Source organism: Limnospira indica PCC 8005, assembly GCF_000973065.1.
GTDB classification, from domain to species: domain Bacteria; phylum Cyanobacteriota; class Cyanobacteriia; order Cyanobacteriales; family Microcoleaceae; genus Limnospira; species Limnospira fusiformis.
The window spans coordinates 4,034,635-4,046,403 of sequence record NZ_FO818640.1 but is presented as its reverse complement, the minus strand read 5'-3'; the positions used below and the strand labels follow the sequence as shown (position 1 = coordinate 4,046,403).

Annotated in this window: 12 protein-coding genes and 1 pseudogene; 5 read left to right on the top strand and 8 right to left on the bottom strand. The window is 42.8% G+C overall.

Annotated features, from left to right (window positions below; translation table 11 throughout):
• Positions 1–306: 306 nt before the first annotated feature.
• On the top strand, positions 307–621 hold the full coding sequence (locus XZ46_RS17705) for an ArsR/SmtB family transcription factor (protein WP_006617011.1): 315 nt from the start codon (positions 307–309) through the stop codon (positions 619–621).
• A 77-nt stretch (positions 622–698) separates the two neighbouring features.
• Here the strand turns inward: XZ46_RS17705 and XZ46_RS17700 are convergent, their stop codons facing one another.
• Positions 699–1,976 carry an NAD(P)/FAD-dependent oxidoreductase gene (locus XZ46_RS17700; protein WP_008051833.1) on the bottom strand — a complete coding sequence of 426 codons (1,278 nt, stop codon included), beginning with the start codon at positions 1,974–1,976 and terminating at the stop codon, positions 699–701.
• A 372-nt stretch (positions 1,977–2,348) separates the two neighbouring features.
• Here XZ46_RS17700 and XZ46_RS17695 point away from each other — a divergent pair, with 372 nt between their 5' ends.
• Positions 2,349–2,753, top strand: coding sequence for a C6orf136 family protein (locus XZ46_RS17695; RefSeq protein WP_006624519.1), 405 nt, complete (start codon positions 2,349–2,351; stop codon positions 2,751–2,753).
• Positions 2,754–2,791: 38 nt separating this feature from the next.
• A complete protein-coding gene (locus XZ46_RS17690; RefSeq protein WP_006617008.1) occupies positions 2,792–3,982 on the top strand; it encodes a TRC40/GET3/ArsA family transport-energizing ATPase in 1,191 nt (396 codons plus the stop codon).
• A 123-nt stretch (positions 3,983–4,105) separates the two neighbouring features.
• Here the strand turns inward: XZ46_RS17690 and XZ46_RS32865 are convergent, their stop codons facing one another.
• Positions 4,106–4,690, bottom strand: coding sequence for an IS630 family transposase (locus XZ46_RS32865; RefSeq protein WP_230428070.1), 585 nt, complete (start codon positions 4,688–4,690; stop codon positions 4,106–4,108).
• A complete protein-coding gene (locus XZ46_RS36890) occupies positions 4,654–4,887 on the bottom strand; it encodes a COG3415 family protein (protein WP_006624522.1) in 234 nt (77 codons plus the stop codon). Before XZ46_RS36890 ends, XZ46_RS32865 begins: the two co-directional genes overlap by 37 nt.
• A gap of 812 nt (positions 4,888–5,699) precedes the next feature.
• On the opposite strand from XZ46_RS36890, the gene XZ46_RS38385 reads away from it, so the two are divergent.
• Positions 5,700–6,065, top strand: coding sequence for a transposase (locus XZ46_RS38385; protein ID WP_071533577.1), 366 nt, complete (start codon positions 5,700–5,702; stop codon positions 6,063–6,065).
• A 244-nt stretch (positions 6,066–6,309) separates the two neighbouring features.
• Positions 6,310–6,674 (top strand): annotated as a pseudogene (locus tag XZ46_RS17670) (IS630 transposase-related protein); the annotation flags it as partial.
• A gap of 865 nt (positions 6,675–7,539) precedes the next feature.
• Here the strand turns inward: XZ46_RS17670 and XZ46_RS35880 are convergent.
• The 5 genes from XZ46_RS35880 to XZ46_RS17650 all read right to left on the bottom strand — a co-directional run bounded on the left by XZ46_RS35880 (position 7,540) and on the right by XZ46_RS17650 (position 11,760).
• Positions 7,540–9,051: a hypothetical protein gene (locus tag XZ46_RS35880; RefSeq protein WP_008051819.1), complete on the bottom strand. Its 1,512-nt coding sequence runs from the start codon at positions 9,049–9,051 to the stop codon at positions 7,540–7,542.
• 9 nt (positions 9,052–9,060) lie between these two features.
• On the bottom strand, positions 9,061–9,456 hold the full coding sequence (locus XZ46_RS17660; RefSeq protein ID WP_008051816.1) for a hypothetical protein: 396 nt from the start codon (positions 9,454–9,456) through the stop codon (positions 9,061–9,063).
• Between the two features lie 192 nt (positions 9,457–9,648).
• Positions 9,649–9,936, bottom strand: a complete 288-nt coding sequence (locus tag XZ46_RS17655; protein WP_008051814.1) for a CHAT domain-containing protein — start codon at positions 9,934–9,936, stop codon at positions 9,649–9,651.
• Positions 9,933–10,085 carry a hypothetical protein gene (locus tag XZ46_RS35480; RefSeq protein ID WP_164468733.1) on the bottom strand — a complete coding sequence of 51 codons (153 nt, stop codon included), beginning with the start codon at positions 10,083–10,085 and terminating at the stop codon, positions 9,933–9,935. The genes XZ46_RS17655 and XZ46_RS35480 overlap by 4 nt, the downstream gene beginning before the upstream one ends.
• Before the next feature lie 13 nt (positions 10,086–10,098).
• Entirely contained in the window at positions 10,099–11,760 is a 1,662-nt protein-coding gene (locus XZ46_RS17650; RefSeq protein WP_008051809.1) for a tetratricopeptide repeat protein, read from the bottom strand.
• Positions 11,761–11,769: the final 9 nt, after the last annotated feature.

Sequence of the window (11,769 nt, the reverse complement as noted above, 5' to 3'; positions counted from 1 at the left end):
TGCTTAATTACCTGATGGCGATACCTAATACAATGTCATACACTTCCTCAATTGTAGCTTAAAGCCGGGGTTTCCTTTCGGGTTCCTTGAGGCGATCGCTACTCTACCCATCATAAATCAGCCTCAAATAAATGAGACAACAACCTCTACTGTGTGGTAATATAGTAAGCACACCTTTCCTATAACTTATTCAACTCACCTAACTTAATCATGACAAAATCTTCCGTCAAAGCATCACAATTCCAGCTTGAATCCAATTCTGGGGAGTGCGGAGTCTCCAAACTTCCACCCGAGGCATTGACTCTTATGGCTGACTTTTTTAAGGTTCTTTCCGAAGTCAGTCGCCTCCAGATTGTTTGCTGCTTAAAAACTGGTGCCAAAAATGTTACTCAAATTATTGAAGCCACTGGTTTAGGACAAGCTAACGTTTCCAAACACTTAAAAATGCTTGCTCAAGCTGGGATTGTCACTCGCCGGCAACAGGGGGTTAATGTTTATTATGAAATTGCTAATCCTTTCCTATTTGAGTTGTGTGAGTTAGTCTGTGATTCCCTATCGGTTCAGATAAATCAGCAAAACAAACAGTTTGAAAAGCTCCGAGTTCTTCAAGAAGCATTCTAGCTTCCTAATTAATCACCCGCCACTGTCCCTAATTGCCTAGGTCAGTGTCGGGATTTACTCAGTATTGACAAGTTAGCCTAAGATTTGATTCCCGCTAACATATCCGCCTCAAACGGTTTCCCTTTTAACATCCGATTCCAATACAGCCAAGGCAAAACATAGCGCTTCACTAACCACATACTATAACGTTCTTCCGTCGGGTCGAATGGAAAACTAGATTTCGGAACACCATCATAATCAAACTCTGCCATAATTGTCCGCCCATAACCTGTTACCAACGGACAGCAAGCATACCCGCCATATTTTCCCCCTAGTTGTTTAGCAGCCATCACCGCTAACAAATTCTCCACTAATGCGGGTGCTTGTCGCCGAATAGCAGCCGCCGTTTTAGAATTGGGAAGAGACGAAGCATCCCCTAAGCTAAAAACATTCGGATAAACATTATGTTGCAGCGTGTATTTGTCTACATCTACCCAACCTTTCGTGGGTCCCTCTTTCACCGCTAAAGGACTGTTTTTAATAAAATCAGGGGCACTCATTGGCGGCGTGACATGAATCATATCATATTTAATCCTGATTTCCTCTACTCCCGCCTCCGTGGTTTTTTCAAAAACTGCTTCCTGGCTTGAGGGAATAATCGCTTTCAGATTATGCTTATATTTGACATCAATATTTCGGCGCGCGGCAATCTTTTCTAAAGATTCACAGTAGCCTGTTATCCCAAAAATTTTGGCTCCCGGAGTGGCATAAATCACATTCGACTTATTCTTAACTCCATTTTTGATGAAAGTATCATCCGCCAAATACATGATTTTTTGAGGCGCTCCCGCACACTTAATAGGAGTCGCCGGAAAAGTGAAAATAGCATTCCCACCTGGAAAATTCTTGATCACTTCCCAGGTATACGGTGCATACTCTTTAGAATAGTTGCTAGTTACGCCATTTTTCCCGATCGCATCTGTTAACCCTTCTACTTTATCCCAGTCTATTTGAATCCCTGGACAAACTATCAGATAATCATAGTGGACGGCTCGTCCATCTTCGAGAATCACTAGATTTTGCTCTGGTTCAAAGGTTTTTGCTGCTGCTTTCAACCAGGTAGCACCCGCCGGAATACAGTCTTTTTCCTCCCGGATAGTATCTTCAAGACGATAAGCACCACCACCTACTAAAGTCCAAGCTGGTTGATAGTAGTGTTTATCTGAGGGTTCAATAATAGCTATATCTAGGCTACTATCTTGTTGTAAAATTTGGGCTGCCACAGTTATACCAGCCGCTCCCCCACCCACGACCACAATGGTATGATGGAGAGAATCTATGATAGGTTTCGATGTGGGAATTTCCGAATTGGTCATAAGGTATTTTTACTCCTGTGAATTGAACTTTCCGAATTTTCGGCTGATTGATCAACACTAATCATCAACCGGGATTTTGATATATGCTAGTCCCATAATAACCAGGATTTAATCATTATTGAACTATCCATAACCAAAATGGTTGCCTAGAGTATTTATACATATCATTAAACCCAGTTGCGCCACCATTATCATTATTAGTTGTAACGGGAAAACTGATATATACATAGCCATTGACATATTTTACCATAAATGTTATAATCCCGTCAACCTTTGCCATAAATTGACGGCGATATTTAGGGATATTTCATATCTTTAGTAATCCGAGAAATATCGGCTACAATCCCATCAAAAAAAACTCAAATTAATCCTATGGTTGCTCACCATCTCATTGAAACCATCAAACAAGATTATCAAAACTTTCCCGATAATCAAACCTATAGTATTTATGCAGACAACGTTTATTTTAAAGACCCTGTTAATGAATTTTCGGGATGCGATCGCTATCAAAAAATGATCAACTTCATGGCCACCTGGTTTCAGGATATCCAATTAGACTTACATGATATTTCGGAATCTGGGGACACCATCGAGACCCAATGGACTCTCAGTTGGACCGTATCTGTACTGCCCTGGGCTCCGCGACTATCCATCCCCGGTTACAGCCACCTACACATCAACCCAGAAGGCTTAATTGACCGCCACATAGACTACTGGAACTGTTCCCGCCTCGCCGTAGTCAAACAGCTTTTTCAACAAAACAGCCCTAAACGTTAGAATAATGTAAACATATTTTAAGCGGGACTCAAAACTATATGCGCGTGATTTTAATGACCGGAAAAGGAGGCGTTGGTAAAACCTCCGTTGCCGCGGCTACAGGCTTACGGTGTGCCGAACTAGGCTATAAAACCCTGGTATTAAGTACAGACCCAGCCCACTCCCTAGCAGATAGTTTTGATGAACCCCTCGGCCATGAACCTCGCCAGGTGAAACCCAACCTATGGGGCGCAGAACTAGACGCACTGATGGAATTAGAGGGAAACTGGGGGGCTGTCAAACGCTATATCACTCAAGTTCTGCAAGCGCGGGGACTTGATGGCGTTCAAGCCGAGGAATTGGCTATCCTTCCCGGAATGGACGAAATTTTCGGCTTGGTGCGAATGAAGCGGCACTATGACGAGGGGGAATTTGAGGTTCTCATCATTGACTCAGCGCCCACAGGGACTGCTCTGCGCCTATTAAGTTTGCCGGAGGTAGGTGGGTGGTATATGAGAAAATTTTATAAACCGTTACAAGGGATGTCGGCCGCTCTGCGTCCTTTAGTGGAACCCATCTTTAAACCTATTGCTGGTTTTTCCCTCCCGGACAAAGAAGTAATGGATGCACCCTATGAATTTTACGAGCAAATCGAAGCCTTAGAAAAGGTATTAACTGATAATCAGAAAACCTCAGTGCGTCTGGTAACTAACCCAGAAAAAATGGTAATTAAAGAATCCTTGCGCGCCCATGCTTATCTGAGTTTGTACAATGTAGCCACGGATTTAGTGATTGCGAATCGGATTATCCCCGACTCAGTAACCGATCCATTTTTCCAACGCTGGAAGGAGAACCAACAGCAATATCGCCAGGAAATACATGATAATTTCCGCCCTCTTCCTGTCAAAGAAGTAGAACTATTTACTAAGGAAATGTGCGGTTTTGAAGCCTTAGAGCAACTCAAGGATATTTTGTATAAAGATGAAGACCCGACTCTGGTTTATTATCAGGAAAATACTATGCGGGTTATCCAAGATAAAGAATACTATAGTTTGGAGTTATATTTACCGGGAATTCCCAAGGAACAGATACAGTTAAACAAGACGGGTGATGAGTTAAATATCCGTATTGGGAACCACCGCCGCAATTTAGTTTTACCCCAAGCGTTAGCGGCTTTGCAGCCTTCCGGGGCGAAAATGGAGGAAGATTATTTGAAAATTCGATTTGCTGACGTGGCGAAGATTTCCTAAAACTTCTCAATTCCGGGTTCAGTGATTAAGGTAGCTGAATCCGGTTTGTGAGTGTAGTTGAGTATTGAACTTTATTTCGTCCGGCAGCTTTAGCACGATATAGGGCTTGGTCAGCCTTTTTCATCAAATATAGCAATACGCAAATACATTAGTACAGCTTTTGAACGCTGCATCTACACATTCTCTCACCGCTTCAAAGTCTTTAAGTTTTGGTCTCATCCATGTCTTTAAGGGAGACCACCAATTTTCAATTTTATTCAAATCTGGTGAATAAGCTGGCAAGTACCAGATTTCGCATCCCACTTCTTCTACCATTTCTTTTATGCTTTCACCGTGATGAAAACTCCCATTGTCAAGAATAATAATATCTCCCTCTTCTAGCTGAGGGAGCAAACATCGGTCAAGCCACGCTTCAAATAAGTTTCGGTTACATGACCCTTCAAAAGTCAAAGGGGTGAACAACTTGGGCCATCCTAAAGCACCGATCCAACTGACTCTTTCTGTCCTTTTTCCCGACTTGAGTGCATGACACCTTTCTCCTTTTGGACTATAGCCTAATGGATAATCATCTCGATTGTCAAATCCCGATTCATCCACATAAATCAACCTTTTTTTATCCGTTTTTGATAACTTTTCCTCAAATTTTCTCCTTTTCTCTTCATCCCCTTTCTTCATATCAGTAAGTTTTTTTTGCGAGTTATCCCCCACTTTTGACAAGCATTGCCGACATTCTGTTGGGTCACACCTTCTCCCCAAAGTTCGGCGATTTGCTTTTGTGTCTTGTCTTTATGTTTCCAAATCAACTCTCTGAATCGATTTTCATCTGGGATTTTGGGTTTCGGCCCTTTTTGATGAGGCTGAATTGCTTGATAGCTTCCCGTTTCCTCTTCTCTTTTGAGCCACAAGTCCAAAGTATTTCGACTGATTTAAAACTGACGGGCGACTCGACTTTTCTTCTGTCCGCTTTTGACCGCCGCGATCGCCCGTTTCCGCCAATCATTACTTAATGGTGCTGTCATACTCCCTTTCCCTGCTTCATTTCTATCAATTACAGCTTGTTCATTAAATATGTGTAACAATGAATACCTATAACAACTTGGTGATAAACTAGGGCTAAACTCAATTCCAACTGGATTCACCCATGAGCCGTTATTCTGTTGCTCTTAGGAAAAAAGTGGTCACCGCCTATCAATTAGGCTAAGGCTCAATTAGGCAACTTGCAGAGCAATTTATGATGAGTCCTGCTACTGTTCATAGTTATATCAAAAAATCTCGAGAAACTCAAGATATAACTCCTCAAAAGCCCGGGCTAAATCGTCCTAGCCAGCTATAATCTTATCGAGACTTTATTATTCAGATGGTACAAGATTACCCAGATGGGACAGTTCGACAGTATCGAGAACATCTCCTAAATGAGCTGGATGTTTATGTCAGCGTCGGAGGAATGTGTGAATTCCTCAAAAAAGAAGAACTAACTCTTAAAAAAAACTTACCGGTCAGAAAAGGTAGCAACGGAAGAAGGTCAACAACAGCGATTTGATTACCGAGAGCGGGTGAGAGATGTACCTCAAAAATGATATTCATTGATGAGACAGCTTTCTGTGTAGGGATGAGTCCCTCTATGGCTAGGAGTAAAAAAGGCAAAAAAGCATGATGTTTAAGACCCTTTTATTAAGGTAGAAAAATTACCTGAATTGGAGCCATAAGTATCGAAAGAGTGGTAGCTAAAAAAGTCATAGAAGGCTCTATGAAAGGTAAAGATTTTCAGGATTTTATTGAACAGGACTTGGTTCCGAGACTGAATCCAGGGGATGTCGTAGTTATGGATAACCTTAATATCCATAAAATGGAGGGCATTGAAGAAATGATCACTGCTACGGGAGCCAGAGTAGAATATTTACCACCCTACTCACCAGATTTCAATCCTATTGAAATGTTGTGGTCAACGGTTAAGTCAGTGGTCAGAATGTTTCCAACACGAGCAATGGAAGCACTAGAACAGTTAATTAAACTGGCTCTAATGCTGATGGGAACAAATACGTTTAAGAACTGGTTTACTAAATGCAGTTACTGTACTAATTAAATATCGAACAAGCTGTATACTTCATAACCTACTCTCGTAGTGCTATAATGATTGGGATAGTGCAAGACGTTCGGGTATGAAATAAGGCTGGAATGGCTGAAATAACCACCGGGTGAGGATTCCAGCCCCGATTCGCTGGATATAAGAGGTTAAGCTCTGACCATCCCTATAACTGTTTATATAGCACAAGACAGGAAAGTTAGGACGTATAATGGAGAGGACGAGATGACTAAGAAGACCAAAAATGCCAGCCCCCTATAGTTACGACCTCAGACAAAAAGTTATTGATGCAATTGAACTAGACGGTATGCCCAAAACAGAAGCCAGTCAAGTTTTCCATGTCAGCCGGAACACCATTAATCTCTGGCTGCAAAGAAAAGCACAGACCGGAGACTTCCTCCCTAAACCTAATCACCCACCTGGCAATAACCACAAAATTACCGACTGGCATAAATTCAAGGCTTTTGCCCAAGAGCATGGCGATCAAACCTCCGCTCAAATGGCTGAACTTTGGGATGACGACATCTCTCCTCGCACCATATCCAGAGCCTTGAAGAAAATTGGCTTCACCAGAAAAAAACTTACGGCTACCAAGAACGTGATGAGCAATAAACTCCTCTCGCTGTTGCTATTTAGTAGGTTGGGTGGAGTATGGGAACCCAACAACAACATCTCTCAGTGATGTTGGGTTTCACCCAACCTACCCAGCTCGAATTCCTCGAAAGTGAGTAGGGCGATCGCATTTCCGGCGCCGAGCCTATTTAGTAGGTTGGGTGGAGTATGGGAACCCAACAACAACATCTCTCAGTGATGTTGGGTTTCACCCAACCTACCCAGCTCGAATTCCTCGAAAGTGAGTAGGGCGATCGCATTTCCGGCGCCGAGCCTATTTAGTAGGTTGGGTGGAGTATGGGAACCCAACAACAACATCTCTCAGTGATGTTGGGTTTCACCCAACCTACCCAGCTCGAATTCCTCGAAAGTGAGTAGGGCGATCGCATTTCCGGCGCCGAGCCTATTTAGTAGGTTGGGTGGAGTATGGGAACCCAACAACAACATCTCTCAGTGATGTTGGGTTTCACCCAACCTACCCAGCTCGAATTCCTCGAAAGTGAGTAGGGCGATCGCATTTCCGGCGCCGAGCCTATTTAGTAGGTTGGGTGGAGTATGGGAACCCAACAACAACATCTCTCAGTGATGTTGGGTTTCACCCAACCTACCCAGCTCGAATTCCTCGAAAGTGAGTAGGGCGATCGCATTTCCGGCGCCGAGCCTATTTAGTAGGTTGGGTGGAGTATGGGAACCCAACAACAACATCTCTCAGTGATGTTGGGTTTCACCCAACCTACCCAGCTCGAATTCCTCGAAAGTGAGTAGGGCGATCGCATTTCCGGCGCCGAGCCTATTTAGTAGGTTGGGTGGAGTATGGGAACCCAACAACAACATCTCTCAGTGATGTTGGGTTTCACCCAACCTACCCAGGTCTTGAATTTAACCGCCACCAGGTTAACCACCCCAAAATTAACCCAATTACACAACTAATAATAAACGTCAAACTTGCCGTTGATGCCGGATGAATCGTTGGCGCTTCTTCCTTATTCTGTGAGGGTAAAAACGGGTTTATTTCCGTTAATATACCCTCCGAATAATTCGCGATTGATGAAGCCGCCGCCGATCCTGTACCCACTCCTATACTAGCAGCAGCGATCGCCCTTTCTAGCCGATCTTCTCTTTTCGCTTGATTAATTTCCACAATTCCCTCAATCGTCTTAATCAGATTTTCTAATAAAATCATCCCCGGACTTAAACTCTCATAGTCCGTTTTTACCTGTCTTTCATACTTTTGTGCTGCCAATTTACTAAACTCAGCAAACGTAGTTAACTCACAATTTGGGTCTACCTTCGCAAATTCTTTTAACCTTTGTCGATAGTTGGTTAAATTAATCGTAATTGTCCTTAACTGGGAATGCAGTTGACTTAAATCGATCGCATAATTCCCTAATATTTGTAGCGTCTTTTCTAAAGCCTCTTGTAAATCTTCCGGGTTTTTCCGCTGTTGGCGAATTGTTAAGACCGATTTTTGAATCGTTTGATAATTGTCTTTTAATCGGCGTTTCAAAATCCGACTTTGGCTATAAGCCCAAATAATCTTATGGCGATAGGATAACAGGCGATGAAAATGGGTCTGTATTTCCTGAATTTTATCTTTCATTGCCGTTAAGTCGCACTCTGCTGGTAATAGCCAAATTAAATAATGGCATTCTCCTAAACTGTTTTGAATGTCCTTTATCAGCAGTGACTTATGTTCATCATTTAACCGGGGATAATTTCGCAGGTCTTCCGGTTTTTCATTATCAATCAGTATCAGTAAATTTTCCCAATCTTTCACCGAAACTAACTGGGTTATTTCAAATAAATCGCCCCCTAACAGTTTATTCCCTGGGAAACTCAATTGATTATCTTTTTTATCATCTTTTTTCCAGGGTAGGGGTTTATTGGCGATTTCTGTATAACTCTTTTCGGCAATTTCATTAACTTTCTCTGGGGAATATTTCCCGTCAAGTTGACCCCACAATAACCAAGTTTGACCTAGGCTTGAGGGAGTGTTATTAATCCTTTCCTCAATGTATTTTTTCAGTTGACTTAAACTGGTTTTCTGATATTCGCTATCATAGGCATCAATGATTAAACTATAGCTATCCCCCAATTGCGATGCCACTAACACATATTCTATCCCCATTAGAGGTTGTTCCCCCTCCTGATAGTCTAACCGCACAATATCGCTTTCGGGGTTTTCGAGTTTAGCATATTTTTTCAGTTTTTGCTTATTTTCTGGCGTTAAGTCGCTATATGGTTTTTGCAGGTCATGATGAAACCGCCGCCAAAAATAATAGCGATTAAACTTTATGCTTTTTGAGGTTTGTCCTAACCCTTCCCGTAAGTCATACAGAAACAGTTGCAGTGTGATTTCTTTTAGGGGATACATTCAGTTAACTTAGATAGATGGAGATGACTTAAATAGTTGGCTAAAAAACTCTTTTAGTTTGCCACCTCCCGAAGGATTTAGCGCATCTTTTGAGGCTTTGACTGGGTCGGGAGAATGACAAATTACCTCCACCGTATTGCTTAATTCTGTGCTATAATCATCACTCTCGAATATCGGTAGATAGCCTTTTTGGCGATCGCTTCCCTGCATTAGTCGATCGCACTCCTCCTTATATAATAGGGCTAAGTCTGTATCATTCATGGCGATCGCCTCTAATTGTTTGGTATGATTAGCCACATCGGAAATCGCCGCCAATTGATTATACACACTAATTGGCAACTTTTTGTTAAAACGGGCTAAAGCGTGAATAAATGCCGTTATGGTTATTTTCTGGTTGGGAGTCATAGCTAATTAATTTATGAGGGTGGAAGATGCCGTCAAAGATTCAGGCGACTTCGACGATTTCGTTGATTCGCCTACTCCTAAATTCTACCACAGTCTCCGTCATCTGTATACACCCATTTGATAATTAATTTATCCCGTCCGTGACCACTCCCGTCACTTCCTACCCAGGAGACTCAGTGACTCCCCCTTAGCTTAATAACCCGAAATCACCAAACTCCCCCAATGATAAACATCAGAAAACGGCATAACTTCCGGGTTTTCCTGTCTTTCAATCCGTCCTAAAGCCTTGGCTAAAATTCCCTGATTACTCTCACTCAAAGGATGTGATAAACAGGATTCATAAACCTTCGCAATTTCTGCCCAGATCGCCTCACAGCGTAACCAATTTTTCGCTTTATGTAAAGCCACCGCCGCCGTTTCACCCCCTAGATATTCCTGATAAAACTTAATCGCCAATACCGCCGACGATTCATCATTCACCAGCCATAAATCTGATAATCATGATGCCAATCCGTGATGAAAGTTTCCAGTTGTTTCTGTTGCCAAGCCGATAAGGGTATAGCCGTCATGTCGTCTACCGTCAGGATAAAGGTTATCAAATAATAGTTGCCATAATACCAATAAATCATGGCGGTTTCCGGGTTAAGCAAGGCGTGAATTTGTGCTTCTGTTAACCCTAGCTTTATGGTAATCCGGTTTATATTTTAGGGCTTGGTCAAAGGAGGATATCGCTTGTTTATACTCTCCTAAATCAGACAGCGCCACCCCTCGGTTATACCAAGCTTCATGTAAATCCGGTTTATATTTTAGGGCTTGGTCGTAGGAGGATATCGCTTGTTTATACTCTCCTAAATAAGACAGCGCATTCCCTCGGTTATACCAAGCTACATGGTAATCCGGTTTATATTTTAGGGCTTCGTCGTAGGAGGATATCGCTTGTTTATACTCTCCTAAATAAGACAGCGCATTCCCTCGGTTATACCAAGCTACATGGAAATCCGGTTTATATTTTAGGGCTTGGTCGTAGGAGGATATCGCTTGTTTATACTCTCCTAAATAAGACAGCGCCACCCCTCGGTTATACCAAGCTACATGGTCATCCGGTTTATATTTTAGGGCTTGGTCGTAGGAGGATATCGCTTGTTTATATTCTCCTAAATAAGACAGCGCATTCCCTCGGTTATACCAAGCTACATGGTCATCCGGTTTATATTTTAGGGCTTGGTCGTAGGAGGATATCGCTTGTTTATATTCTCCTAAATAAGACAGCGCATTCCCTCGGTTATACCAAGCTACATGGTCATCCGGTTTATATTTTAGGGCTTGGTCATAGGAGGATATCGCTTGTTTATACTCTCCTAAATGATACAGCGCATTTCCTCGGCTAAACCAAGGTTCATGGAAATCCGGTTTATATTTTAGGGCTTCGTCATAGGAGGATAGGGCTTGTTTATACTCTCCTAAATCAGACAGCGCCTTCCCTCGGTTAAACCAAGCTTTATGTAAATCCGGTTTATATTTTAGGGCTTGGTCGTAGGAGGATAGGGCTTGTTCATACTTTCCTAAATGATACAGCGCATTTCCTCGGCTAAACCAAGCTTTATGTAAATCCGGTTTATATTTTAGGGCTTGGTCATAGGAGGATATCGCTTGTTTATACTCTCCTGAATAAGACAGCGCCACCCCTCGGTTATACCAAGCTTTATGGTCATCCGGTTGAAATTCGATCGCTTTTTCAAAGGAGGATATAGCCCCACGCACATCACCATTATCATATCGTTGTAATCCATCGTTAAACCATTTCTTAGCATCAGTCAGGACAGAATAAGTTGAGGTTGGGATGTGGTTGGGGGGTGCGGAATCAGTTGTTTTGGGGGGAGTTTCTGGCGGTGTCTCCCCTAATAAATAAGCCGCTATCTGGGAAATTGCGCCACAATTTAACTTCTTTAATAATGATAGCTGCCGGGAGATTTCTGGGTCTTTAGCGCTATGCTGAAACCGGGGACACCATTCCCGCCATTGGCTTTCCGTCACCCGGTATTCATTCCGACGCAGCCAACCCATCACCTGGTCGCGGTTCCAACCTTGACCTACCTTAGTCAGCAATTGTCGAAATAACCATTCATATTCATGGTCTGGGAGTCGGGGAGGGTTTGACCTCTGCGGCGGTGGGGGAGGGTTCAGCAAGTTGAGTAACTTATTCCCCACCTGGGTCAACCATTGAAGAAATCGGCGCACCAGGTGCATCAGTTGCTTAAACCATTGACGAAATCGGCGCACCAGGCGCATCAGTTGGTTAAACATAAGTAGTTA

What these genes read in the sequence shown, in the direction of transcription:
- XZ46_RS35880 (WP_008051819.1), bottom strand. Translation starts at nt 9,051, where the DNA reads ATGTATCCCCTAAAAGAAATCACACTGCAACTGTTTCTGTATGACTTA.
- XZ46_RS17660 (WP_008051816.1), bottom strand. Translation starts at nt 9,456, where the DNA reads ATGACTCCCAACCAGAAAATAACCATAACGGCATTTATTCACGCTTTA.
- XZ46_RS17705 (WP_006617011.1), top strand. Translation starts at nt 307, where the DNA reads ATGGCTGACTTTTTTAAGGTTCTTTCCGAAGTCAGTCGCCTCCAGATT.
- XZ46_RS17690 (WP_006617008.1), top strand. Translation starts at nt 2,792, where the DNA reads ATGCGCGTGATTTTAATGACCGGAAAAGGAGGCGTTGGTAAAACCTCC.
- XZ46_RS17650 (WP_008051809.1), bottom strand. Translation starts at nt 11,760, where the DNA reads ATGTTTAACCAACTGATGCGCCTGGTGCGCCGATTTCGTCAATGGTTT.
- XZ46_RS17700 (WP_008051833.1), bottom strand. Translation starts at nt 1,976, where the DNA reads ATGACCAATTCGGAAATTCCCACATCGAAACCTATCATAGATTCTCTC.
- XZ46_RS35480 (WP_164468733.1), bottom strand. Translation starts at nt 10,085, where the DNA reads ATGATTTATTGGTATTATGGCAACTATTATTTGATAACCTTTATCCTG.
- XZ46_RS17695 (WP_006624519.1), top strand. Translation starts at nt 2,349, where the DNA reads ATGGTTGCTCACCATCTCATTGAAACCATCAAACAAGATTATCAAAAC.